At 45.4% G+C, this 24,746-nt stretch carries 20 protein-coding genes and 2 tRNA genes; 15 read left to right on the top strand and 7 right to left on the bottom strand.

Going from position 1 to position 24,746, the window contains the following annotated elements:
* Positions 1–156: 156 nt before the first annotated feature.
* Both VXP95_RS04740 and VXP95_RS04735 read right to left on the bottom strand, forming a co-directional pair.
* The gene (locus VXP95_RS04740) at positions 157–1,176 is read right to left on the bottom strand and encodes a sulfate ABC transporter substrate-binding protein (RefSeq protein WP_416711557.1); all 1,020 of its coding nucleotides are present in this window, start codon (positions 1,174–1,176) and stop codon (positions 157–159) included.
* A gap of 244 nt (positions 1,177–1,420) precedes the next feature.
* Positions 1,421–2,422, bottom strand: a complete 1,002-nt coding sequence (locus VXP95_RS04735) for a sulfate ABC transporter substrate-binding protein (RefSeq protein ID WP_064095167.1) — start codon at positions 2,420–2,422, stop codon at positions 1,421–1,423.
* A 393-nt stretch (positions 2,423–2,815) separates the two neighbouring features.
* Between VXP95_RS04735 and VXP95_RS04730 the strand changes: the two genes are divergently transcribed.
* The 5 genes from VXP95_RS04730 (at position 2,816) to VXP95_RS04710 (ending at position 5,500) form a co-directional block, all read left to right on the top strand.
* Positions 2,816–3,118 carry a hypothetical protein gene (locus VXP95_RS04730; RefSeq protein ID WP_416711556.1) on the top strand — a complete coding sequence of 101 codons (303 nt, stop codon included), beginning with the start codon at positions 2,816–2,818 and terminating at the stop codon, positions 3,116–3,118.
* A gap of 127 nt (positions 3,119–3,245) precedes the next feature.
* A complete protein-coding gene (gltX, locus tag VXP95_RS04725) occupies positions 3,246–4,754 on the top strand; it encodes a glutamate--tRNA ligase (protein WP_191730924.1) in 1,509 nt (502 codons plus the stop codon).
* A 57-nt stretch (positions 4,755–4,811) separates the two neighbouring features.
* Positions 4,812–4,887, top strand: a tRNA-Ala gene (locus tag VXP95_RS04720).
* Between the two features lie 38 nt (positions 4,888–4,925).
* Positions 4,926–5,001 (top strand) — tRNA-Glu (locus VXP95_RS04715).
* A gap of 157 nt (positions 5,002–5,158) precedes the next feature.
* Positions 5,159–5,500 (top strand): hypothetical protein, encoded by a 342-nt coding sequence (locus VXP95_RS04710; RefSeq protein WP_064094615.1) that lies wholly within the window; start codon positions 5,159–5,161, stop codon positions 5,498–5,500.
* A gap of 75 nt (positions 5,501–5,575) precedes the next feature.
* Here VXP95_RS04710 and ettA read toward each other — a convergent pair whose 3' ends face one another.
* On the bottom strand, positions 5,576–7,237 hold the full coding sequence (ettA, locus tag VXP95_RS04705) for an energy-dependent translational throttle protein EttA (protein ID WP_064094616.1): 1,662 nt from the start codon (positions 7,235–7,237) through the stop codon (positions 5,576–5,578).
* A gap of 308 nt (positions 7,238–7,545) precedes the next feature.
* Here ettA and VXP95_RS04700 point away from each other — a divergent pair, with 308 nt between their 5' ends.
* From VXP95_RS04700 to VXP95_RS04655, 10 genes are all read left to right on the top strand, one after another.
* On the top strand, positions 7,546–8,823 hold the full coding sequence (locus VXP95_RS04700; RefSeq protein WP_064102368.1) for an O-acetylhomoserine aminocarboxypropyltransferase/cysteine synthase family protein: 1,278 nt from the start codon (positions 7,546–7,548) through the stop codon (positions 8,821–8,823).
* A 296-nt stretch (positions 8,824–9,119) separates the two neighbouring features.
* Complete coding sequence (locus VXP95_RS04695) at positions 9,120–10,007, top strand: SDR family NAD(P)-dependent oxidoreductase (protein WP_064094618.1); 888 nt, start codon at positions 9,120–9,122, stop codon at positions 10,005–10,007.
* A 226-nt stretch (positions 10,008–10,233) separates the two neighbouring features.
* The gene (gene hisIE / locus VXP95_RS04690; protein ID WP_416680944.1) at positions 10,234–11,016 is read left to right on the top strand and encodes a bifunctional phosphoribosyl-AMP cyclohydrolase/phosphoribosyl-ATP diphosphatase HisIE; all 783 of its coding nucleotides are present in this window, start codon (positions 10,234–10,236) and stop codon (positions 11,014–11,016) included.
* A 15-nt stretch (positions 11,017–11,031) separates the two neighbouring features.
* Positions 11,032–12,534 carry a UvrD-helicase domain-containing protein gene (locus tag VXP95_RS04685; protein ID WP_144723582.1) on the top strand — a complete coding sequence of 501 codons (1,503 nt, stop codon included), beginning with the start codon at positions 11,032–11,034 and terminating at the stop codon, positions 12,532–12,534.
* Between the two features lie 639 nt (positions 12,535–13,173).
* On the top strand, positions 13,174–16,011 hold the full coding sequence (locus VXP95_RS04680; RefSeq protein WP_064094621.1) for a monovalent cation/H+ antiporter subunit A: 2,838 nt from the start codon (positions 13,174–13,176) through the stop codon (positions 16,009–16,011).
* Between the two features lie 4 nt (positions 16,012–16,015).
* Positions 16,016–16,381, top strand: coding sequence for a Na+/H+ antiporter subunit C (locus tag VXP95_RS04675; protein WP_004281114.1), 366 nt, complete (start codon positions 16,016–16,018; stop codon positions 16,379–16,381).
* A complete protein-coding gene (locus tag VXP95_RS04670) occupies positions 16,381–18,189 on the top strand; it encodes a monovalent cation/H+ antiporter subunit D (protein WP_416680946.1) in 1,809 nt (602 codons plus the stop codon). Before VXP95_RS04675 ends, VXP95_RS04670 begins: the two co-directional genes overlap by 1 nt.
* Positions 18,189–18,707, top strand: a complete 519-nt coding sequence (locus VXP95_RS04665) for a Na+/H+ antiporter subunit E (protein ID WP_416680947.1) — start codon at positions 18,189–18,191, stop codon at positions 18,705–18,707. Before VXP95_RS04670 ends, VXP95_RS04665 begins: the two co-directional genes overlap by 1 nt.
* The gene (locus tag VXP95_RS04660) at positions 18,704–18,979 is read left to right on the top strand and encodes a monovalent cation/H+ antiporter subunit F (protein WP_064094624.1); all 276 of its coding nucleotides are present in this window, start codon (positions 18,704–18,706) and stop codon (positions 18,977–18,979) included. The genes VXP95_RS04665 and VXP95_RS04660 overlap by 4 nt, the downstream gene beginning before the upstream one ends.
* Before the next feature lie 10 nt (positions 18,980–18,989).
* Positions 18,990–19,394 carry a Na+/H+ antiporter subunit G gene (locus tag VXP95_RS04655; protein WP_064094625.1) on the top strand — a complete coding sequence of 135 codons (405 nt, stop codon included), beginning with the start codon at positions 18,990–18,992 and terminating at the stop codon, positions 19,392–19,394.
* Positions 19,395–19,493: 99 nt separating this feature from the next.
* Here the strand turns inward: VXP95_RS04655 and VXP95_RS04650 are convergent, their stop codons facing one another.
* From VXP95_RS04650 to rimP, 4 genes are read right to left on the bottom strand one after another with little or no spacing between them, the layout of a single operon-like run.
* Positions 19,494–19,898: a ribosome-binding factor A gene (locus VXP95_RS04650; protein WP_064102366.1), complete on the bottom strand. Its 405-nt coding sequence runs from the start codon at positions 19,896–19,898 to the stop codon at positions 19,494–19,496.
* Positions 19,898–22,603 carry a translation initiation factor IF-2 gene (gene infB, locus VXP95_RS04645; RefSeq protein WP_416680948.1) on the bottom strand — a complete coding sequence of 902 codons (2,706 nt, stop codon included), beginning with the start codon at positions 22,601–22,603 and terminating at the stop codon, positions 19,898–19,900. Before infB ends, VXP95_RS04650 begins: the two co-directional genes overlap by 1 nt.
* Before the next feature lie 10 nt (positions 22,604–22,613).
* Complete coding sequence (gene nusA / locus VXP95_RS04640; RefSeq protein WP_064094628.1) at positions 22,614–24,098, bottom strand: transcription termination factor NusA; 1,485 nt, start codon at positions 24,096–24,098, stop codon at positions 22,614–22,616.
* A gap of 35 nt (positions 24,099–24,133) precedes the next feature.
* On the bottom strand, positions 24,134–24,658 hold the full coding sequence (gene rimP / locus VXP95_RS04635) for a ribosome maturation factor RimP (protein WP_416680949.1): 525 nt from the start codon (positions 24,656–24,658) through the stop codon (positions 24,134–24,136).
* Between the last annotated feature and the right edge of the window lie 88 nt (positions 24,659–24,746).

Below are 24,746 nucleotides of genomic sequence, written 5' to 3'. Positions count from 1 at the left end.
ACTGCACATTATCACCCTGTTTGAGCAAAGCTCCAAACGACTTTTTGTAGATAAATATTACTTTCCATAGAGAAAACCGTTTTAGCATTTTCTGCCACAAAAAAAGCCTCCAGTTCAGGAGGCTTTTTTTATCAGCAAGATGACTTCGCAGATCAATTAACGCTTGCTGTTATAAATCTGGTCAAAAATTGCACCATTGGCAAAATGGGTTTTCTGTGCATTGGCCCAACCACCAAAGACCTCATCAATGGTAAAGGTTTTGATTTTCGGGAACTGTGCCGAATATTTGGCCAATACTTTTTCATTACGTGGACGATAGAAATGCTTAGCAGCCATTTCCTGACCCAATGGTGAATACAGGTAATTGATATAACCGGTTGCTAACCATTTATTGCCATTTTTATCTACGGTACGATCCACAATCGCTACTGAGGGTTCAGTCAAAATCGTAATCGATGGATAAACGATATCAAACTTGTCTTTACCCAAGGTTTTTTGCGTGACCAAGGCTTCATTTTCCCAGGTCAGTAATACATCGCCAATACCACGCTCAGCAAAGGTGGTCATTGAAGCCCGTGCAGCAGAATCCATTACTTTGACGTTCTTATAAAGCTTGCCAACAAAATCCTGCGCCTTGGCTTTGTTACCACCCGGCTGTTTCTCGGCATAACCCCATGCAGACAGATACACCCAACGCGGTAAGCCACCGGTTTTCGGGTTCGGGGTAATAATTTTCACCCCTGGCTTGGTCAAATCTTTCCAGTCCTTGATGCCTTTCGGGTTGCCCTTGCGGACCATGAATACAATCGTCGAGGTATAAGGTGCCGAGTTATGAGGAAATTCCTTTTGCCAGCCTGGTTGAATCTGACCAGATTTCACAATTTCTTCAATGTCATTGGCCAGCGCCAAAGTCACCACATCACCTTTCAAACCATCGACCACAGAACGTGCCTGTTTGCCCGAACCGCCATGTGACTGCTTGAAATTCACATCCAGACCAGTCCGGTTTTTCCAGTAAGCGCCGAATGATTTGTTAAATTCGTCGTAGAACTCGCGTGTGGCATCATAAGACACATTTAGAAATTGACGGTCTGCGGCTTGAGCGGCAGTTGCAGTCATGCCTAAACCGACCACCAATAAGGCAGCACTAAACAACGATTTGAATTGAGTTTTCATAGTAACAGGGAGTTTATCTTCATTGGTTATAACTATATGAAATAAAATCATTTATCGCAATTCACCCGCTACTGGTGCAACACGATAGAATGAAAGGTTTTTCTTGATTAGTATTTTGTTTTTAAAAGAAAAAGTTAATTATTATTCTACTTATCTCTAATATATAGAATTTTATGCATTAGATATAAAGAAAATGGATAATAACTTGACCATTTTCTTTATCTCATTCTAAACCGCTGTTTAGCTATCTTTTTTCATTATAAATCTGATCATAAATCGCCCCATTGATAAAATGCGTTTTTTGCGCTTTGGCCCAGCCGCCAAAGACTTTATCAATGGTGAAGGTCTGGATGTTCGGGAATTGGGCTGAATATTTAACAGCGACTTTGGCGTCCCGCGGACGGAAGAAATATTTCGCAGCCAGCTCCTGTCCTTTCGGTGAATATAAATAGTTTAAATAGCCTTTTGCCAGATGGGCCGTGCCATTTTTATTCACGTTTTTATCGACAATTGCCACCGATGGCTCGGCCAGAATTGAAATCGATGGATAGACGATGTCGTACTTGTCTTTACCCAAGCCTTGTGTTGCCAGCAAGGCTTCATTTTCCCAGGATAAAAGCACATCCCCGATACCGCGCTCGGCAAAAGTGGTCAGCGAACCACGCGCACCGGAGTCGAGTACTTTGACATTGCTATAGAGCTTTTTCACCAGCTCTTTGGCCTTAGCATCATTACCGCCAGGTTGTTTCAGTGCATAACCCCAAGCAGACAGGTAGATCCAGCGCGGTGCACCCCCGGTTTTGGGATTTGGGGTAATAATTTCTACGCCCGGTTTGGTTAGATCATTCCAGTCTTGAATTTGCTTTGGATTACTTTTACGTACTAGAAATACGATCGTAGAAGTATAAGGTGCCGAATTGCTCGGAAACTCTTTTTGCCAGCCTTTCTCGATTAAACCTGCTTTGACAATTTCTTCGATATCATTGGCCAATGCCAAGGTCACCACATCGGCCTGCAAACCGTCGACCACTGAACGTGCCTGCTTGCCTGAACCGCCATGTGATTGCTTAAAATTAACCGTCTGTCCGGTTTTCTGCTTCCAGAACTTGCCAAATTCTTCGTTATACTCCTGATAAAATTCCCGGGTCGGGTCATAAGACACATTCAGGAAATCTTTGGCGATTGAATTCTGTACTGCTGTTCCTGCTATAATTGTCAAGATTGCTGATGCTATTATTCTTTTCATCATATGTAACTCATTGTTTATATGATCTGCACTATACAAATCAAAAATAAACCTAACAATCATATGCTTATAATAATATTTATAATCTATTTCTGATTTTGAGATATCTCCTAACAATTAAATCCGGATACATATTTCGCCATAAAATTAATCTTCTGCTACAATATAAGACAGTTCTTCACGTTGTCTTCACAGTTTTCTGTTAAAAATAGGCCACTAAAACAGGAAATTACGTTTTTTAGTAATTTTCCACAGAGTTATATAATTTCTTTTGTAAAAAATGTGACTTGGCTCTACTTCTTTATGAACAACTGTGATTAAATTATAGACAGAGTATTAAAAAAACATTTTTAACAAAATAAAACCAACCAGAAGTAAGGAGGAAGTTTGGATATGAAATTTACATTATTCACAACCAGCATCCTAAGCCTGATTATGTTGTTTTCGATTCAGCTCGGTCATGCCGTGGTTGTGAAGGCAGACTTGCCGAAAACAGTAGTAAGCACCGCTGAAAACAAGTCATCGCCGATTGAAAAAGCGATTCAGCAACAAAAAAGCGAAAAAACGCTCCATACAGAAGATAATTTAAAAGTCTTAACTGCTCTTAAAATTGCACCATCGCAAAATTTCTTGGCAGCACAGAATTATCGTTTTACCCGCTTCGTACAAAGTATTTTTTCGAGCGATCACTCTTAATCAGTACCAAAAGAGCTGAATACGTACAGATTTAAAAGCCACATTACTCAATGTTGAATAAAGCATTAAGTGATGTGGCTTTTTCGCTATAATAGTTACAATTTTATATTCAAGATTAGATCCGGCTATGACTGTTCGTACTCGTATTGCACCTTCTCCTACTGGTTTTCCGCATGTAGGGACCGCCTATATCGCCCTGTTTAACTTATGTTTTGCTAAACAGCACGGTGGTGAATTCATTCTTCGTATCGAAGATACCGACCAACTCCGCTCAACGCCTGAATCTGAGAAAATGATCCTGGATTCATTGCGCTGGTTGGGCTTAAACTGGTCAGAAGGTCCTGATGTAGGTGGTCCACATGCGCCTTACCGTCAGTCCGAACGTATGGATATCTATAAGCAATATGCACTTGAACTGGTAGAAAAAGGACATGCTTTCTACTGTTTCGCAACTGCAGAAGAACTCGATCAGATGCGTTCAGAACAGCAGGCACGTGGTGAAACGCCTCGTTATGACGGTCGCGGTCTACAACTTTCACAAGAAGAAGTTGAGCGCCGTTTGGCCGCTGGCGAACCACATGTGATTCGTATGAAAGTCCCAACTGAAGGCGTATGTAAATTTAATGACATGCTGCGTGGCGAAGTGGAAATTCCATGGGCGCAAGTAGACATGCAGATTCTGCTGAAAACCGATGGCCTCCCAACCTACCACTTAGCAAATGTGGTGGATGACCATTTAATGCAAATCACCCACGTGATTCGTGGTGAAGAATGGATTCCATCTGCACCGAAACATCAGCTTCTTTACCAATATTTCGGCTGGGAAATGCCTGTGCTGTGCCACATGCCACTTTTACGTAACCCGGATAAATCTAAATTATCTAAACGTAAGAACCCAACATCAATCAACTACTACAAAGATATCGGCGTACTGCCTGAAGCCCTGTTGAACTACTTGGGTCGTATGGGTTGGTCAATGCCAGATGAACGTGAAAAATTCACTTTGGCAGAAATGATTGAGCATTTTGATATTAAACGTGTCTCTTTGGGCGGCCCAATCTTTGATGTAGAGAAATTGAACTGGTTAAATGGTCAATGGATCAAGGCACTCAGCCCGGCTGAATTACTTGACACCTTATTGGCCTGGAAAGCAGACCGCGCAAAACTGGAAGAAATTGCAGCTGCGATTCAACCGCGTATTAACCTGCTGTCTGAAGCGGTGAACTGGTCGGCACATTACTTCAACCACCTCCCGACCCTGAGCAAAGAACAGTTTGTAAGCAAAAAACTGTCTGAAGAGCAAGTGCGTCAAAGCCTGCAATTTGCGATCTGGCGTCTGGAAAGTCTGTTCACCTGGAACAATGACACAGTGAGCCAGACCTTGATGGACTTGGCTGCACAAATGGAAATCAAGTTACGTGACTTCATGCCTGCGTTCTTTATTGCCATTGCCGGTTCGACAGCCTCTACCCCAGTCATGCAGACGATGGTCACCATTGGTCCGGATTTAACCTTTGCACGTTTACGTCATGCACTGGAAATTGTCGGCGGCCCGAGCAAAAAAGAGCTGAAAGTCTGGGAAAAACTCAATGAAAGCTTAAAGTTGCCGAAAAATGAAGCAGTTGATCAAGCTTAATTAATTTTTGTGTTGACGTGTGAGCGCGATATCCCTAATATAGCGCTCACACAGACTGGGGTCATAGCTCAGTTGGTAGAGCGCTACAATGGCATTGTAGAGGTCAGGAGTTCGATCCTCCTTGACTCCACCAAATCAAGTCTTGCTTTAGCTGTGTTATTTGCCTCAATTGTCCCTATCGTCTAGAGGCCTAGGACATCGCCCTTTCACGGCGGTAACCGGGGTTCGAATCCCCGTAGGGACGCCATATTCAAGATGACCATAATATATTATGGTGATCTTATAAAAAACCCAAGCATTGCGACTTGGGTTTTTTATTGCCTGTATATTTTATGTTGGGCAATATTTCGGTTTCTTCGCATCTTCCGATAAAATAATCAGTAATTTAGAATTTTGGAGTTGTAATGCAATATCGTTGCCCTAAGTGTCAAAGCCCGAAAATCATGCCGGTGGCCCAGCCAGGTCAAGCAGCTCCACGTCCAGTGGTTCCTAAAAGCCTAATGTTTCTGGTACCCGCCCTGTTCCTGTTGTTATTGCTGGTGATTATTAGCATTGCGATGTGGGTTTTTGGCGATGGTGCAGGTACGACTTTACAGACTGCAACTGTGATCGTTTTTATTCTTTCTTTGATCGCAGGTTTTATGTTCTATAAGGACTTACCTGATTTTAAAATTTCAATGCAGGCATTTATGCAAACACAAAAGAAATGGAAATGCCGTGAATGCAACCATGAATGGGAAGTCTAATTTACCCTTCAGCATGCAATAAGTATAAAAAAACCAGCCCTGAGGCTGGTTTTTTATTTACAAAATTTAGGGTTATTAAGCACCAATTTTGCGATATTTTTGACGCTTCGTGACCAAGTCATCACCATCACGTTTACGGCGATATGCTTCGAATTCAGCATAGTTACCGGTGAAGAATTCAGGTGTTTCACCTTCGAATGACAAGATATGTGTTGCAATACGGTCTAGGAACCAACGGTCATGCGAGATCACCATGACTGTACCCGGGAATACAAGAATTGCATCCTCAAGTGCACGTAAGGTTTCGATATCCAAGTCGTTTGATGGTTCATCGAGTAGGATAACGTTAGCGCCCATTTGCAGGATTTTCGCAAGTTGTAAACGGTTACGCTCACCACCAGACAATTGACCTACGCGTTTTTGCTGATCTTGACCTTTAAAGTTAAAACGACCGATATATGCACGTGATGCGATTTCGTATTCGCCAATCTTCAAGATATCCAAACCACCAGAAACTTCTTCCCAGACGGTTTTGTTGTTATCTAAGGTGTCACGGATCTGACCGACATACGCTACTTTCACTGATTCACCCAGTGTTACCGTACCGGTATCAGGTTGCAGTTCGCCCGTCATCATACGGAACAGTGTGGTTTTACCTGCACCGTTTTCACCCACGATACCCACAATTGCGGCAGGTGGTACCGTGAATGTTAAATCTTTGTACAGTAAACGATCACCAAACGATTTGCTGATGCCTTCAACTTCTACAACCTTGTTGCCCAGACGTGGACCAGGTGGAATGTAGATTTCAGAAGTTTCGTTACGCTGCTGGAATTCGCGTGAGTTAAGCTCTTCAAAACGCTCCATACGCGCTTTGTTTTTCTTTTGCTGGCCTTTGGCATTCGAACGAACCCATTCAAGTTCTTTTTTCAACGCCTTAGCAAAAGATTCTTCTTGCTTGTTCTCTTGCTCTAAACGGGCATTTTTCTGCTCAAGCCAAGAAGAATAGTTACCTTGATATGGAATACCCATACCACGGTCAAGCTCAAGAATCCATTCAGCCACGTTATCCAGGAAGTAACGGTCATGCGTAATGGCTACGATGGTACCCGGGAAGTCTTTCAGGAAACGTTCCAACCAAGCCACAGATGAAGCATCCAAATGGTTCGTCGGTTCGTCTAGAAGTAACATGTCCGGCTTAGACAGAAGTAAACGGCACAGTGCCACACGACGGCGTTCACCACCTGAAAGCTTAGATACATCTGCATCCCAAGCTGGCAGGTTCAATGCCGCAGCAGCCTGATCCATCTGGTTCGCAAGGTTATGCGCATCCCAGGTCTGGATAATTGCTTCAAGCTTTTCTTGTTCTTTCGCAAGTGCATCGAAATCCGCATCTTCTGCTGCATATTCAGCAAAGACTTCATCCAGACGCGCTAAAGCATCAAGCGGTTCACGTAAACCATCTTCGACATTTCCACGAACGTCTTTGGTTTCATCTAAAGGTGGTTCTTGCTCAAGATAACCGATTTTAATACCCGGCTGTGCACGCGCTTCACCAGAGAAATCTTTATCTACGCCCGCCATAATACGAAGCAAGGTAGATTTACCTGCACCGTTTAAACCAAGCACACCAATTTTAGCGCCTGGGAAAAATGATAAGGAGATGTCTTTCAGGATTTCGCGCTTAGGCGGAACCATCTTCGACACTCGGTTCATCGTGTAAATATATTGGGCCACGTAGGACTCCTCAACTGAAAAACCAAATAGGGTTAGAACAACGACCCCAGCTCAAAAATGAGCGAAAAAATAATCGGCTATTATACGCAGAAAGCAGCAAAAACATAAGCCATTGCCATGAACTTGCATGCATTGTTACAAGTTTATTGCTGATGTTTTTTTAAACAACCGTTTTCAGTAAAATAACCGGATTAAATCCAGACTGGTATATGAATATTTCATATATTCATTTCAATAAAATTGCACTTTTACTTATATGTAAAAATGCTACACTCAAGCCATAAGCTTAAACAAGAAGATCAAACAGAATGAGTTATAAAGCAGAAACTTTAGCGATTCACGCAGGCTATACCCCCGAAGCAACCACTAAAGCAGTGGCTGTACCAATTTATCAAACCACATCTTATGCCTTTGACAATACACAACATGGGGCCGATTTGTTTGATTTAAAGGTACAGGGAAATATCTATACCCGGATTATGAACCCGACCACTGCAGTACTTGAACAACGTGTAGCAGCGCTCGAGGGTGGAATTGGTGCACTAGCTTTGGCCTCTGGCATGGCTGCGATTACCTATGCAATTCAGACCATTGCTGAAGCTGGGGACAATATTGCTTCGGTATCGACGCTTTACGGAGGTACCTATAATCTTTTTGCCCACACCCTGCCCAAACAAGGTATTGAAGTCCGTTTCTTTGATTATGAAAAACCGGAAAGTCTGCATGACCTGATTGATGAAAAAACCAAACTGGTTTTTGTGGAATCGATTGGTAACCCGCTGGGTAATATTATTGATCTGGAAGAAATCTCTAAAATTGCGCACGAATATGGCGTGCCGGTCATTGTCGACAATACTGTTGCCACCCCAGTACTTCAAAAATCTTTCGATTTCGGTGCAGATATTATCGTGCATTCCCTGACCAAATATATCGGTGGTCATGGCAATTCCATTGGCGGCATCATTGTGGATAGCGGCAAATTCCCGTGGGGTAAATATCCTGAACGCTTCCCTGCCCTCAATACACCAGATCCAAGTTACCACGGCGTGAACTATGTTGAAGTTTTGGGGGAAGCAGCATATATCGCACGTGCGCGTGTAGTGCCGCTGCGTAATACCGGCGCTGCGATTAGTCCACAGAATGTGTTTCTGATTCTGCAAGGTCTGGAAACCTTAAGCCTGCGAATGGAACGTCATACCGAAAACGCACTGAAAGTCGCTGAATATCTGCAAAAACATCCTAAAGTGAAATGGGTCAATTACGCTGGCCTGAAAGATCATCCACAGCATGCCTTGGCACAGAAATATGTGAAAGGTAAACCGTCTGCCATTCTGACTTTCGGAGTGCAGCATGGCCTTGAAGGGGGCACACGTTTTATTGATGCCCTGCAACTGTTCACCCGTCTGGTCAATATCGGTGATGCCAAAAGTCTGGCCTGTCATCCTGCCACCACCACCCATCGTCAGCTGAATGCTGAAGAACTGAAATCTGCCGGTGTCAGTGAAGATATGGTACGACTTTCCATTGGAATTGAGCATATTGACGACCTGATTGCCGATCTGGAACAGGCATTGGCCGCCGTTTAAAGCAGTGCTTAGAACTGACCCGAAACCTCATCATTTCTGATGAGGTTTTTTATTTATTTTCTAAAACAGCCACTTGCTTTGCTTTTTATTTTCATGATAAAAGTTAAATGAAATAGCGAACACAAATAGAGCAATTACTCTAATTTTTATTTTAATTTCAATAATTTAATGTATAGATTTTCCTGAAGAATTAGTTATCATATCCGTACTCACCTTCGCTCTCGTCTTCTGTTAGAGCGCCATAGACCTTTAATAAAAATAATTTGAACGCAGACTTCAAATTAGGGATAACAAACGTGAAAACTAGACTACTCAAACAACTGGAAAAGTGTGTTGCAGGTAAAACCGTGCTGATTACTGGTGCATCCAGCGGTATTGGCCTAACCACAGCACATCAATTAGCCGATGCAGGTGCCCATGTTTTACTGGTAGCCCGTACTCAAGAAACCCTAGAACAAGTAAAATCAGAAATTGAAGCAAAAGGCGGTAAAGCCTCGATATTTCCATGTGATTTAAACAATATGGAAGCGATTGACGAAGTCTCCAAGCAGATCATTGCTTCAGTCGACCATATTGATATCCTGATTAATAATGCAGGCCGTTCGATTCGCCGTGCCGTACATGAATCGGTAGATCGTTTCCATGATTTCGAGCGTACCATGCAGCTGAATTATTTTGGTGCGGTGCGTCTGGTCATGAATATCCTGCCACAAATGATGATTCGCCGCGCGGGTCATATCATCAATATCAGTTCAATTGGCGTGTTGGCCAATGCGACCCGCTTTTCAGCCTATGTTGCATCAAAAGCTGCGCTGGATGCCTTTAGCCGCTGCCTGTCTGCTGAAGTACATGCGCATAAAATTGCAATCACCTCGGTTTATATGCCTTTAGTGCGTACCCCGATGATTGCACCGACCAAAATCTATAAATATGTTCCAACGCTTTCTCCAGAACAGGCGGCCGACCTGATTGCCTATGCAATCATGAAGCGCCCGAAGAAAGTCGCGACCGGTTTGGGTCGTCTGGCATCCATTACCTATTCCATTGCGCCAGATATCAACAATGTCTTGATGTCCATTGGTTTCAACCTGTTCCCAAGTTCAAGTGCATCTGTGGGCCAACCACAAAAATTGAACTTGGTGCAGAAAGCATATGCGCGTCTGTTCCCGGGCGAACACTGGTAATTTTTCATACGGATAATTGAATCGCAATACGAGCCGCCAACTAGGCGGCTTTTCTCTGTCTCATTTTTGCAAGATCTGAAATAAAGTGGACGGATTTAAAAAACCACGACACAGCCTGTCCTGATCAACACAGATTTTTGCCGCAAATGCTGCGAGATCACGTACACTATCAGCGGATATTTCCTATCCGTATTTTTATATTTTGATTGAAATGATGGAAACCCTTATGAACAATGTGCAATGGCTCGATGAAGTAAAATTTAACGAACAAGGATTAGTCCCTGCCATTGCCCAGCATCATCAAACTGGACGTGTGTTGATGGTGGCCTGGATGAACCGTGAAGCATTGGCTTTAACTGCCGAAAAAAATCAGGCAGTGTATTTCTCCCGTTCACGCAACAAATTATGGCATAAGGGTGAAGAATCAGGACATTTTCAGACTGTACATGAAATCCGTCTGGACTGTGATGCCGACGTGATTGTGCTGCAAATTGAACAGCATGGCGGTATCGCCTGCCATACCGGTCGCGAATCATGTTTCTATCGCAAACTCACGCCAAATGGCTGGGAAATTGTCGATGCACAGCTGAAAGATCCATCTGCGATTTATGGCGAAAAATCTACGAATCCGCATACGCTGGCGATGGAAGCATCAACCGCCCAATCTGAACAGGTCGAAGTCTTGTCTTATCTGGGACAAATGATGGCAGAACGCAAACAGGCCGATCCGGATTCCTCTTATGTAGCCAAGCTCTACCATAAAGGCCTGAACAAGATTCTGGAAAAAGTGGGTGAAGAAAGCTTTGAAACTGTGCTGGCAGCCAAAGACTTTGATCAGGATGCTTCGGCAGACCATAAAAATGATCTGATCTATGAAGTGGCAGATCTTTGGTTCCATACCATCGTCATGCTCGGTTATTTCGACCTGGATGTGCAATTGGTATTAAATGAACTGGCACGTCGCCAAGGCTTGTCTGGTCTGGTTGAAAAAGCCAACCGTCAGCATTAAGCCTTGAATTCATCTGTGTCTGATTTAAAAAAACCGACCGCGACCTATGAGCAGGCGACTGCCATTGATAACGCACGTCTGGGCAAATCCTTTAAGGTGATTGCCTATGCAGGTACAGGTAAAACGACTACCCTGCAAATGATCAGTGATGCCATGCCGCAAAGACGTGGCATGTATCTAGCCTTTAACAAAGCCATTGCCAGTGAAGCGCAGGCCAGGTTCCACCGGGGCGTGGATTGCCGGACTTTTCACTCGCTGGCATTTCGCAGTGTTCCACGTGGAGTGACCGACAAGCTGCGTCTGCCACGCTTGAGTCCGAGTTTTATTGCCAAAGAGTACCGGCTTGAACCGATGACTATGCGCCGCATGATGGGCGGACGCTATGAGAAATATGTCTTGATGCCATCAAGACTGGCAAGCTTGGTCGCCAATGCGGTCGGCTATTTCTGTTCGACCAGTTCGCAGTATCCTGCCCCGCGGCATATTCAGGCGCCAAGCTGGCTACATCCGGATGATATCGAGACCTTGCAGCAGAAGCTTTATCCGGCAGTCGAACGGCGCTGGCTAGAGTCGATTGATCCAAATCATCAGGCCGGCATTGGTCATGACATTTACCTGAAACTCTGGGCACTGTCTGAGCCGAATATTCCGGCCGATTATGTGCTATTCGATGAAGCTCAGGATGCCGATCCCTTAATGCTGGGAATTCTACTGAAACAGCGCAGCACCCAAGTGATTTATGTCGGAGATGCGCATCAGCAGATCTATGCCTGGCGCGGTGCAGTCAATGCCATGCAGCAACTGCCTCTGCCTGAATCACGTCTGACCACCTCATTTCGTTTTGGTCCTGAAATTGCCCTGAATGCCAATGCCATTTTAGGTGCCCTCAATGAGACTGTGCCTTTGCTGGGCAATCCGTTGTTAGATTCTAAAGTCGTGAATAAACCGCATACCAAAATGCGTGATGCAATTTTATGTCGGACCAATGCCCGGGCCATGGAATTGCTACTGGCCGGACTGGTACGCGGTGACAAAGTCAGCCTGCAGGCCGATCATGTCAAACTGAATCGCTTTGTCGATGCGGCTGCTATACTAAAACAGGGCAAGCGTGTGGTTGATGTGCCGGAACTGGCCTGGTTTAACTCCTGGCATGATGTCCATGAATACTGTGAAACCAATGAAGGCAGTGACATCAAGCCACTGGTCAAACTGGTGGACGAGCATGGCACCGATCCGCTGAAAAAAGCCCTGGCTAAAATTACCCCGATTGCCCAGGCTGACTATATTATTTCCACGGCGCACAAAGCCAAAGGTCTGGAGTGGGATCGGGTTCATATTGAAGATGACTATCAATTCAAGCTGAATGAAAAAGACCATAAAATTAGTGATGAAGAATTAAGATTACTTTATGTGGCCTGTACCCGTGCCAAAGTGAGTTTAAATATTCATCACATTTATGACCTGATTCAGCAACTGAAAATCAAAATGCCGCAGTCGCTCCGCCAGGCAGCCGGTTAAGATGTAAATATAGATGTGAACAACATGGGACTAAAGTAACGTCCATCGAAGTACTTTATTCATGATAATTACTCTGTTTAGCAAAAATAGCCTGGCCATTTTCCAGTCTGCTTAAGCTCATGAAACAGATTTAGGTAGGTACCTAGTAGCCATTAGAAAATGTTTATATAGATAAAACTCCCCGAAAACTCAAAAATAACCAAGTACATTTTGGGGACCTGATATAGAGAGGCTTGAAAAGAAAAATATCAAGTCAGGCAGTTTCCCCAGCATAAGAAACCCTGTTTTTATTTATATTTACAATCAATGGCTGAGATCTAATCTTAATTTTCGGTCACTTCTGGATGATCTGTTTAAGCATCCCTCTGCGGTTAAAACCAAGCTCACGTATAATTTATAAGTTCCACATAAAAACGTTGATGTTGTTGTTATCCTGTAATATGATCGGATTTATTTGCGAATTTCATTGTAAAATCGGAATTTGCTATCGTTCATAAGTTGCGCAATACAACTGTTTTATATTCTTTTTGAATATTCTTTTGGCTTTCAAGATTGAGAAGTTTGGATCGCTCCTTGTGATCCTGTAGTCCTTGGAAGATAAAGATTCACCCTAGGTTGGTCACAGCCTAAATCACGACAATGGATACGAGTGTGCTGCCGATTATTATATTGTTACCGTTAGTATTAGGCACAACCCTTGTCTCGTGGCTGAAGCAATTTTCGCGCGAGGTAACGGCTTTAGGGGCAATTGGTGTCAGCCTCAGCAGTTTCTTATTATTATTGAGTCAGGCGCCTGCCATATTTGATGGCGCAGTGATTACCCAGACCTGGTCCTGGCTGCCGCAGCTGGGTATTGATTTCAGTTTTCGTCTGGATTCCCTGGGACTGCTGTTTGCCCTGCTGATCAGCGGGATTGGTACGCTGATTTATATTTATGCCTATTATTATCTGAATCCCAAAAATTCGCTGAGCAAGCTGTATCTTCTGCTGATGCTGTTTATGGCAGCTATGCTCGGGATTTCATTGTCAAATAACCTGATTCTTTTATTGGTTTTCTGGGAATTGACCAGTATTTCATCTTTCCTGCTAGTGGGTTACTGGAGCAATTACGAAGCTGCGCAACGTGGCTCACGTATGGCTCTGACCATTACTGGACTGGGTGGTCTGGCCATGCTGGGTGGTTTTATCCTGCTTGGTCAAATCACTGGTACCTACCAGATTGATCAAATCCTGACGATGACCGAACAGATTCAGTCACATGCTTTATTTGTACCGGCTCTCTTGCTGATTTTACTCGGTGCTTTTACCAAAAGTGCGCAGTTTCCCTTCCATTTCTGGTTACCGAATGCCATGGCTGCGCCGACACCTGTCTCGGCCTATTTACACTCGGCCACTATGGTCAAAGCCGGTTTATTTCTGGTCGCACGCTTGCTACCGATCTTCGTCGGTGCTGCACTGTTTCATAATATTGTAACCTTTGTCGGTCTGTTTACCCTATGTATGGCCGCTTTTTTTGCCATTTTCAAGGAAGACCTGAAGGGCTTACTCGCCTATTCAACCATCAGCCATTTAGGCCTGATCATGTGTCTGCTTGGGATCGGTTCTCCTCTGGCGGTTGCAGCTGCAATTTTTCATATTATTAACCATGCCACCTTTAAAGCGGCCCTGTTTATGATTGCCGGAATTATCGACCATGAATCGGGCACACGTGACTTGCGCAAACTGTCAGGCTTATGGCAACTGCTACCCTATACCGCTACCCTGACCATGATTACGGCGGCGGCTATGGCAGGTGTGCCACTGACCAATGGCTTCCTGTCCAAGGAAATGTTCTTTACCGAACTGGTCGCGAACTTGAGTGGTCCGGTCATGGTCGTTTCAGCCATTGTCGCAACACTGGCCGGGATTTTTGCAGTCGCCTATTCTACTCGACTGGTGCATGGGGTATTTTTCGATGGTCCGCTAGGCAAGCAGGTTCCGAATAAAGATGCACATGAACCTCCGTTTGGCATGCGTGCACCCGCAACCTTATTGGCAATCTTGTGTATTTTGGTGGGTATATTCCCGGCACTTCTGGTTGAAAAAATTGTAAACAGCTCCACCCGGGCATCGACTCAGGATTTTGCTTTTGAAGGCACTCATCTGGCACTATGGCATGGCTTCAACCTGCCGCTGCTGATGAGCGTGATAGCCCTCGTTGGCGGAGTCATCTTCTATTTTTCTCTTGCCAAAGGTGGCACCTTACGCGAAATCGACCTGGATCCAAAACTGGGCCGCTTGCAGGGCCGGGTATTATTCGAGCTGTTTTTGAAAAATCTGCTGCTGAATTCACGCCGTTTCCGCCGTGCCACTGAAAATGGCAAATTACAAAGCTATTTATTGTGGATCGTGATTTTTACTGTCGCACTGGTCAGTTTCCCACTGGTGAACAATGCGGTGGGCACGGGTACACGTGAACTGACCCACGCCCCTGCTCTGGCGATTATCTTGTGGTTACTCCTGTTTTCTGCCTGCTGGATGCTGCTGTGGTTCCATCATGAGCGGATTAAAGCCGTACTGATTAGCGGTGCAGTTGGTCTGGTCGTCACCATGGTTTTTATCGGTTTCTCGGCACCCGATCTGGCATTGACCCAGATTACGGTTGATGTGGTCACCACGGTTCTGCTACTGATGAGTTTATCTTTACTGCCTCAGTTAACACCGTATGAATCGAGTCCGACCCGTCGCTGGCGTGATGCCATTATTGCAATAGGTGGCGGTCTTGGAATTGCGGCAATTGCCTGGCTGATCATGACCCGTGATCATAATTCCATTTCATGGTTCTTCCTGCAACAGTCGATTCCACTGGGCGGCGGCACCAATGTGGTGAATGTGATTCTGGTCGACTTCCGTGGTTTCGATACCTTTGGCGAAATTACCGTACTTGGAATTGCCGCGATTGGTGTACTTAGCCTGATGGATGGAATGCGTGCCCATGGCGCCACTATCACCCAGGGTCTGACCTATCGTTTTAATCCTTCACCCCTGATGTTACGTATTACTGCATCATGGATCTTGCCTGTAGCACTGGTGGTCAGCCTGTACATCTTTATGCGTGGCCATAATTTGCCAGGCGGTGGATTTATTGCAGGCTTGGTCACCTCACTGGCACTTATTATTCAATATATCGCAGTGGGGCAGGATAAAACCGAACAGTTGCTGGGGGCCAAATCTGGCCGTCTCTATGAAATCTGGATTGGAGTCGGCTTAACCATTGCCGGTTTGACCGGTGTCGCGGCCTGGTTCTGGTCACGTCCATTCCTGACCAGTGCACATATCTATGTCTCTCCGCCAATGATTGGAGAAATGCATTTGGCTTCGGCTGCGCTGTTTGATGTTGGCGTTTATGTCACTGTTGTGGGTGCAACGATGCTGATGATTTCAGTCTTAGGCGATTCACGTCACTCAAGCATGACTGGCCCTGTACCAAGAGGATAATAGAATGATCAGTTTAGAATTTTTATTAGCCTCTGCGATTGGCCTGCTGACGGCCACAGGCATTTATCTGATCCTGCGTGCCCGTACCTTCCCGGTAGTGTTGGGTCTCGCCATGATTGGTTATGCAGTCAACCTGTTTTTATTTGCCATGGGCCGAATTCAGATGAATTCGCCTGCAGTATTGACTGAAGCCTCGAAAGTGACCGATCCCCTTCCTCAGGCACTGGTGCTGACAGCCATCGTGATTGGCTTTGCCACCACTGCCTTTATTGTCCAACTGGCATTGCGTAGCCGCTACGAATCAGGAACAGACCACGTTGACTCCAAAGAAGAAATACCAAATCTTGACCCGCGCGAGGATGAGCCTTAATGACTGATCTTCTCAATTTCTGGAATCAACATACCCCTATTTTCAGTATTCTTTTACCGGCCTTTACCGCTTTTGTCCTGGTTCTTTTAGGCAACCCGGGTTCAGGCTCTCTGGTGACGGACTGGCGTCAGCCCTGGCGTCGGGGTATCAGCTATGTCTCGAGTATCTTGGGCCTGATCATTGCTGTCAGCTATTTAGTAGACAGTAATCAGGGTCAGATCAATGTTTATACGCTGGGCGAATGGGTCGCACCTTTTGGTATTGTACTGGTTCTCGATCAGCTCTCTGCGATGATGCTGGTTTTGACCTATGCCCTTGCAGTGCCGGTGCTCTGGTATGCCAGTAAAGAATGGGATATGCGTGGGCGTTATTTCCATGCCATGGTGCATTTCCTGCTCATGGGTTTGACCGGTGCCTTCCTGACCGGTGACCTGTTTAACCTGTTCGTGTTTTTTGAAATCTTGTTGATGGCATCCTATGTACTACTGCTACATGGACAAGGCAAGGCCCGTTTCCAGCTGGGAATCCACTACGTCACCATTAATCTGTTTGCTTCTGCCCTATTCCTGATTGGACTCGGGATGATTTATGGCAGTGTCGGCAGTCTGAATATGGCAGATGTGGCCCGCTTGATGCCTACCCTCGCTGAAGATCAGCACAAGCTGGCGGTTGCTGGTGGATTAATGCTGTTTGTCGTGTTCGGAATTAAAGCGGCGATGCTACCGCTTGGCTTCTGGTTACCCAAAACCTATGCCGTAGCCACCACACCTGTGGCAGCACTCTTTACCATCATGACCAAAGTCGGGGTGTATGCAATTTTACGGATTAATGGAACTGTTTTTGATGATGAATACAGCCACCAGATCCTGATGAATTGCCTGCTGGTGATTGGTCTGATTACGTCGGTTTATGGCGTGATTTGCGCAATCGGCACAGAACGTCTGCGCCGTTTTATCGGCTTTATGGTGCTGTCTTCAGTCGGAACAATTCTGGTAGCAATCGGCATGAATACAACTGCAGCCTGGGCCGGTGCATTGTATTATATGGTGCACAGTACCCTGATTGGCGCAGCCTTTTATATCCTGTCAGGCTGGATTACCTCACAGCGCGGCGAATTTAAGGATCACTTTAAAATCGCGCCACTGATGAAACAGAACAAGCTGGTTTCGATTGTCTATTTCATCATTGCCTTGATGATGGCCGGCCTGCCACCGTTTAGTGGTTTCTTCGGTAAAGTCTTTATTTTGCAGGCTTCTGCCAATTCAGACTATCAGATGATTATTATCCTGACCATTTTATTGGTAAGCTTCCTCAGTATTCTGGCCTTTACCCGGGTTGGTTTCGTGCTGTTCTGGCGTTCGACCAGACCTGAGGATGACCTTAATTCTGAAGATTTTCACAAATACGAAGCCCTACCAAGTAAGGCACCCGCACGTAATGATCGTGTAATCTATCTATTGCTTGCTGGCCTGACTGCCTATGTGGTGTTTGCCGGACCGATCTATCAATATAATTATCAGACTGCAGAACAGATTAAAAATAATCCGGTTTATGAAGCTGCCTTGTTAAAACGCGATGCAGAAGGCCAGTTTATCAGTGTGCAACCTTTTGATCCAAGCTATTTACCTGAAACCAAGTACGGTGGTGAGACAGTCGATCCGAATGCACATCTGGTTCCTTATACGATTTCGGAAGCCACTCTGGAAGGTGAAAACATTTCTGAATTCAAGCAACGCCAGATTGATCAGCAGTATGTTGAACAAAACAGATATGATGATAATCAACTTAAACCGGTGGAGGGACCTTAATGGCTGTATCATTCCTGCAACGTTGGTTCCCGCATCCGCTGGTTTCTGTGATCGTTGGGCTAAGCTGGATTCTGCTGGCACATAATCTGGAAGCTGGAACATTGCTTTTCGCGCTGGTTCTGGCGATTGTCATTCCGAAAATGGTTGCACCTTTTATTGACTATACCCCGAATATGCAGTGGGCTCCTGCCCTGCGCCTGTTCTTTGTCGTGGTTTGGGATATTGTAGTAGCCAATATTAAAGTCGCAAAACTGGTACTTGGTCCAACCAAGAACCTGCATCCGAAATGGTTTCGCGTGCCTTTGGAAACCGAGCATGAGGAAGTCAATGCCTTGCTGGCAATGATCATTACTACAACGCCCGGTACAGTATCTGCAGGCATTGATCAGGATCGTGGTGATATTCTGGTTCATGCCTTAAGCACAGAGGATGAAGCAGCAGAAATCGAAACGATCAAACAGCGCTACGAACAGCCTCTGATTGAAATTTTCAGCGCACAGACAGGAGAAAAAGCATGACTATTCTGCCTTATGCATTAATGATTTGCCTGGGTGCTATCACTGTCTCGATGTTACTCTGCCTGATCCGGCTCATCACTGGCCCTTCTATCGTTGACCGGCTCTTGGCACTCGATACCCTGTTCCTGAATGCCACCTGTCTGATTGTCATTTTAGGGATTTACTGGAGTAGCAGCTTCCTGTTTGAAGGGGCCTTACTGGTTGCGATGCTTGGCTTTGTTTCGACTGCAGCCTTGGCACGTTATTTCACCACTGGCCATGTGATCGACTAGGAGTTTTTAAATGTCCTTAATTTTAGAAATACTGGTGTCGATTTTTTTATTGATTGGTGCTTTCTTTATGCTGGTCGGCGGGATCGGTATGGTCCGTCTGCCCGATCTGTTTATGCGTCTGCACGCCCCGACCAAATCCAGTACTTTGGGCCTGGGCAGCTTTTTGATGGCTTCAATTCTGTTCTCGGCCATATATGGCCGTTTCGGTTTTGCTGAAGTGCTCATCACCCTGTTCGCCTTCATTACCGCACCGGTATCTGCCAATCTGATGGCACAGGCTGCATTGCATTTGCGTTTACGCTCTTTGAGTGGCGAGGTTCCGGAAACGCTGGAACGCCCTCTGCCTTGGCAGCGCTCACGTCGCCGTGCTTTTTATGAGAAAAAAATGAACCATAAAGATGATGATCTCACTTAATCCAGACTATTTTTAGATTGGTCTATCAGTAGCTTAATTTTTGATACAACCAGACAATAAAAAAGCCACCTTTGGGTGGCTTTTTTATTGTGTTAAGACTTATTCATCGTCTTTTTTTGCTTCTGCTTCAGGCAAGTCCTTCACAGCTTCAGCGATCAAACCAAACATATAGTTACCATATGCATTGGTCTTATCATAATGGAAACGTAGACGAGGCGTAATACGGGTTTTAATACGACGACTCAGTTCATGGCGCAGAAAACCGGATGCTTTGTTTAATACATCCAGAGTTTCTTTATTTGCCGCTTCGCTCTGTTCGTCGCCAAGTTCACGTCCCATTACAGTGACATAAACTTCCGCATATCCCAGGTCTGGGCTCACCTTCACCGCAGAGATGGTCACCAGACCACCTAAGCGTGGATCTTTCAGCTCCTGACGGATCAGTTCTGACAACTCGCGTTGTACTGTATCCGCCATACGCTTCAGACGTTGACTACCCGCCATTAAAGACTCCGTTTAATCAGTTGAACATCATACACTTCGATCTTGTCGAGAGGTTTGATGTCTTTATAGCCTTTCACCGCAAGACCACATTCCATACCGGCACGAACTTCTTCAACCACTTCTTTGTAGCGACGAAGAGATTCAAGCTCACCCTGGAACACAACCACGTCATCACGTAATACGCGAATCGGTTTGTTACGATGTAATACACCTTCAAGCACCATACAGCCTGCAGCCGCACCGAATTTACTTGAGTGGAATACTTCACGTACCTGTGCAACACCCAGAATCGTTTCACGATGTTCAGGTGCAAGCTTACCGCTCATTGCTGCTTTCACGTCATCGATCAATTGATAGATGATTGAGTAGTAACGAATGTCGATATTGTCCGCATCGGCTTTTTGGCGTGCTGCATTATCCGCACGTACGTTAAAGCCAAGCAGAACTGCTTCTGAAGATTCAGCCAGTGTTACGTCAGACTCGGTGATTGCACCAACGCCTGAACCGATAATACGTACTTTCACTTCATCTGTTGCAAGTTCAGCAAGTGCTACATGCAAGGCTTCCAGCGTACCGCGTACATCAGTCTTCAGTACCACATTGACGATAGGCACATCTTTCTTGCCCATAGATGCCATGATATTTTCAAGACGCATTGCAGATTGACGCTCAAGACGTTTTTGACGTTCACGGTCCATACGCGCATCAGCAACTTCACGTGCTTTCTTCTCATCGCTGACCACAAGAACTTCATCACCCGCCATTGGTGCTTCTGGAAGACCCAGAATTTCAACCGGAATTGAAGGACCAGCAGACTTGATACGTTTACCGTTTTCATCTGTCATCGCACGTACGCGACCATAAGACGAACCAGCAAGTACCAGGTCACCCACTTTCAGGGTACCGTTTTGAACAAGAATAGAAGTCACAGCACCACGGCTGTTATCTACACGTGCTTCAATAACCACACCTTGCGCAGCACCTTCTTCAGATGCTTTCAACTCTAACATTTCTGCTTGAATCAAAATCAGGTCCAGCAGCTCATCAATACCTTGACCCGTGTGGGCTGAAACCATGGCAACCGGCACATCACCGCCCCATTGTTCAGGCACGATCTGTTTAGCAGTCAATTCATTCAGAACACGGTCTGGATCAGCAGACTCTTTATCCATCTTGTTGATCGCAACAATGATCGGCGTACCTGCAGCACGCGCATGATCAATTGCTTCTGCAGTTTGTGGCATCACACCATCATCTGCTGCTACAACAAGTACCACGATATCAGTCGCTTTGGCACCACGTGAACGCATCGCAGTAAACGCTGCGTGTCCCGGAGTATCAAGGAAAGTAATAATACCTTTATCGGTAGTTACATGGTAAGCGCCGATATGCTGGGTAATACCGCCCGCTTCACCTTGAGCCACTTTGGCACGGCGAATACGGTCAAGCAGTGATGTTTTACCATGGTCAACGTGACCCATGATAGTCACAACAGGCGCACGAGTGGTTTGCGCACCACGTGCTTCTTCAGCTGCTTCCAGCAAGTTATCTTCAGCTTGTGTATCAGAAACCAGTACCGGATTATGGCCCATTTCTTCAACCACAAGTGCAGCAATTTCCTGATCAATCGCCTGGTTCTGAGTTACTAGCTCACCCATTTTCATGAGTGATTTAATCACTTCGCGAACCTTAACTGCCATTTTCGCAGCCAAGTCAGCAACTACAATCGTTTCACCGATTTCAACATCGTAAACCTGTTTTTTCACAGGTTTTTCGAAACCATGCTTGTTGCCCTGGCTGGTTTTTAAACCACGTTTAGGCTGTTTGCTGAAGCTTTGCTCTTCCTGACCACGACGGCCACCTTTTTTCGGTGCACGCGCGCTCGGCGTATTGGTACCACGTTTGATTTCGCGGTCTTCTTTGGCAAAAGAGTCTTCATATGCCTGGCCAACAAGACCGGCTGCCAGAGGAGAATCATCAACAACACGAATGGTTGCAGTGGTATCTTCAGCAGAGTACTTGGTCGCCATTTGACGCATTTGTTCAAGCGTACGTTGCTGCGCTTCTTCAGCCGCTTTACGACGTGCTGCTTCTTCAACAGCTTTTAATTTTGCTGCTTCCGCTTCACGTAGTTTTTTCTGTTCAGCTGTTTCTACTTGCTTAACCGTTTGTTTTACAATCGGTTTATTGGTTGATTTGCGTTTTACCACAACTGCAGCTTTAGAAACTTCCTGCTTGTCACTGGTTTGCTTTGCAGCAGCACGCATCGCTTCTAGCGCTTTACTGGCATTATTGACGCCAGTTTTTGGAGCTTCAGCAGCAGCTTGCGCTGTATTCTGCTCAGGCGCAGCTTTGGCCTGTTGCTCAGCCTTGGCTTTCGCCAATGCTTCTGCTTTGATCTGTTCTGGATCTGGCTTAACAAATGTATGCTTCTTGCGAACTTCTACATTAATTGTTTTTGCCTTACCTGAAGTACTGGCTACTTTAGCCGTACTGGTCGTTTTACGTTTCAACGTGATTTGCCCTGCTTGGCTCTCTGAACCTTGTGATTTTTTCACATGGCTCATCAAGCTATCTTGTTGTTCGGTGGTAATAATATCGTCAGCTTTACGCTGTGGTAAACCTGCCTCACGAACCTGCTCTAGGAGCTTCTCAACTGGACGACCCACGCTGAGGGCTAACTCTTTAATTGACTTGTCCGTCATATACTACCTCCTAGTTAAACCATGATTCGCGCGCTTTCATAATGAGTTGACCCGCTTTCTCAGCACCCAAACCTTCAATATCTGCGATATCGTCGGTTGCCTGATCTGCTAAATCATCCACGGTTACCACACCACGAGCTGCTAGAGCTTGCGCGATCTCTGCTGTCATGCCTTCCATTGCAACAAGTTCTTCACTTGGCGCTTGGATATTCTCTTGCTGTTGTAATGCATCAGCAAGTGCAATTTCTTTCGCACGGCTTTGCAATAATTCAACTAGTTCAGCATCAAGTTCGATTTCATCGAATGTTTCTGCCGGGACGTAAGCAATTTCTTCAAGCGAGGTGAAGCCCATTTCTACTAATGCCATCGCCAAATCTTCAGCGATATCCAGACGTTGTACAAACATGTCCAGATATTGTTGCGCTTCGTTTTGTTGACGGGCGTAGTATTCCTCTTCCAGCATCATGTCCAGCTTATAGCCAGTCAGTTCTGATGCCAGACGAACGTTCTGACCTTGTGAACCAATTGCACGTGCCAACTGATCGCTGGCAGCAAAGATAATATCAGCAGTACGTGCATCTTCATCGATGACAATACTCGATACATCTGCTGGTTCCAATGCACTTGCGATATATTGCGCAGGATCATCCGACCAGACTACGACATCAATACGCTCACCATTGAGCTCTTGCTGTACAGCCTGAATTCGGGTACCACGCATACCAATACAAGCACCCACCGGGTCAATACGGTGGTCATTGGTTTTTACTGCAATCTTGGCACGCACGCCCGGTTGACGAGCTGCAGCTTTAATTTCAATAATTTCTTCAGAAATCTCAGGGATCTCTTTCTTCATCAATGCGATCAGCATTTCAGGCTTGGCACGCGACAATAACAATTGCGCACCGCGACCTTCACGGTTCACGCTATAAAGAATTGCACTTACGCGCTGCTTCGGACGAAGAATCTCTTTCGGAATCATTTCTTCCCGGGCAAGATAAGCTTCGGCATTGTCACCTAAGTCGATAATAAAGCCATCTTTGGTTTGTTTTTTCACTTCACCGTAGATCAACTCGCCGACTTTAGATTCATAAGCATCTGCCACAAGTGCACGTTCTGCTTCACGAATTTTCTGTACGATCACTTGCTTGGCAATTTGTGCCGCAATACGACCGAAATCAATCGATTCAACTTCCAGCTCACGAATGTCGCCAATTGACCATTTTGCAGGATCAACGTCAGAAATCGCATCCTGACAAGCTGGCATTTCATGATCTTCATCTGCAACCACTTCCCACTGACGGAAAGTGCGATAGTCACCTGTCTTGCGATCGATTTCCACACGTAAACGTGCTTCTTCCGAATTTGTACCTTCGTAGAATTTTTTCTTTGTCGCTGCAACTAAAGCTTGCTCAAGCGCCTCAAAGATCGCTTCACGAGGTACACCTTTTTCGTTACTAACCGTTTCAACGACGGTCAGAATTTCACGTGCCATACGTCACCTATGCGTTCAAATTCTTATTTATTAAATTAATCTTGGAAGACCAAATTTGCTTTATCAATATTGTGACTGTCGATCTCCAATACCTGCTGCTTTTCCACTTCAACCTGAACCATTTCACTTTCCAGGTCGACAGCAACCAGTTTTGCCTGGAATTTGCGACGGTTATCTACTGCGCTGATCAATCGTAGTGCTACGGTTTGACCAATATAACCTGACATCTGCTCAAGCTGGAAAAAAGGACGGTCCCAGCCTGGTGATGAAACCTCAAGTGAATACTCACCTGAAATTGGATCATGAACATCCAGCATTGCACCCACTTGCTGCGTGACACGCACACAATCCTGAACGCCAATACCACGACCCTGTTCTTCTTCACCATCTTCATTGACGACTGGTGCAACGCTCTCATCGACTGGTTTGTCGATATAGATACGTAATAACGAACGTTTCCCTTGTGGCAGGAACTCAATCCCCCAAAGGTTTACATTACAGGCTTCAACTGCCGGTGCAATCAAGTCCTGAAGTGCTTGAGTTTTATTTGATAGCTTCATTTACTCTCGTCATCTGGTGCGATTTTATGATCTATTTGACCACTACAAACCAATACAAACTATAGTAGTAGTGAAACATGGAGATTTG

The sequence above is a fragment of the Acinetobacter sp. 226 genome, assembly GCF_048147925.1.
Taxonomy (GTDB): Bacteria; Pseudomonadota; Gammaproteobacteria; order Pseudomonadales; family Moraxellaceae; genus Acinetobacter; species Acinetobacter pecorum.
This window is presented reverse-complemented; position numbering and strand designations above follow the sequence as displayed.

What these genes read in the sequence shown, in the direction of transcription:
- VXP95_RS04650 (WP_064102366.1), bottom strand. Translation starts at nt 19,898, where the DNA reads ATGGCGGGTAGTCAACGTCTGAAGCGTATGGCGGATACAGTACAACGC.
- VXP95_RS04730 (WP_416711556.1), top strand. Translation starts at nt 2,816, where the DNA reads ATGAAATTTACATTATTCACAACCAGCATCCTAAGCCTGATTATGTTG.
- VXP95_RS04655 (WP_064094625.1), top strand. Translation starts at nt 18,990, where the DNA reads ATGTCCTTAATTTTAGAAATACTGGTGTCGATTTTTTTATTGATTGGT.
- gltX (WP_191730924.1), top strand. Translation starts at nt 3,246, where the DNA reads ATGACTGTTCGTACTCGTATTGCACCTTCTCCTACTGGTTTTCCGCAT.
- VXP95_RS04675 (WP_004281114.1), top strand. Translation starts at nt 16,016, where the DNA reads ATGATCAGTTTAGAATTTTTATTAGCCTCTGCGATTGGCCTGCTGACG.
- VXP95_RS04700 (WP_064102368.1), top strand. Translation starts at nt 7,546, where the DNA reads ATGAGTTATAAAGCAGAAACTTTAGCGATTCACGCAGGCTATACCCCC.
- VXP95_RS04680 (WP_064094621.1), top strand. Translation starts at nt 13,174, where the DNA reads ATGGATACGAGTGTGCTGCCGATTATTATATTGTTACCGTTAGTATTA.
- hisIE (WP_416680944.1), top strand. Translation starts at nt 10,234, where the DNA reads ATGAACAATGTGCAATGGCTCGATGAAGTAAAATTTAACGAACAAGGA.
- VXP95_RS04710 (WP_064094615.1), top strand. Translation starts at nt 5,159, where the DNA reads ATGCAATATCGTTGCCCTAAGTGTCAAAGCCCGAAAATCATGCCGGTG.
- VXP95_RS04740 (WP_416711557.1), bottom strand. Translation starts at nt 1,176, where the DNA reads ATGAAAACTCAATTCAAATCGTTGTTTAGTGCTGCCTTATTGGTGGTC.
- VXP95_RS04665 (WP_416680947.1), top strand. Translation starts at nt 18,189, where the DNA reads ATGGCTGTATCATTCCTGCAACGTTGGTTCCCGCATCCGCTGGTTTCT.
- rimP (WP_416680949.1), bottom strand. Translation starts at nt 24,658, where the DNA reads ATGAAGCTATCAAATAAAACTCAAGCACTTCAGGACTTGATTGCACCG.
- VXP95_RS04735 (WP_064095167.1), bottom strand. Translation starts at nt 2,422, where the DNA reads ATGAAAAGAATAATAGCATCAGCAATCTTGACAATTATAGCAGGAACA.
- nusA (WP_064094628.1), bottom strand. Translation starts at nt 24,098, where the DNA reads ATGGCACGTGAAATTCTGACCGTCGTTGAAACGGTTAGTAACGAAAAA.
- infB (WP_416680948.1), bottom strand. Translation starts at nt 22,603, where the DNA reads ATGACGGACAAGTCAATTAAAGAGTTAGCCCTCAGCGTGGGTCGTCCA.
- VXP95_RS04670 (WP_416680946.1), top strand. Translation starts at nt 16,381, where the DNA reads ATGACTGATCTTCTCAATTTCTGGAATCAACATACCCCTATTTTCAGT.
- VXP95_RS04660 (WP_064094624.1), top strand. Translation starts at nt 18,704, where the DNA reads ATGACTATTCTGCCTTATGCATTAATGATTTGCCTGGGTGCTATCACT.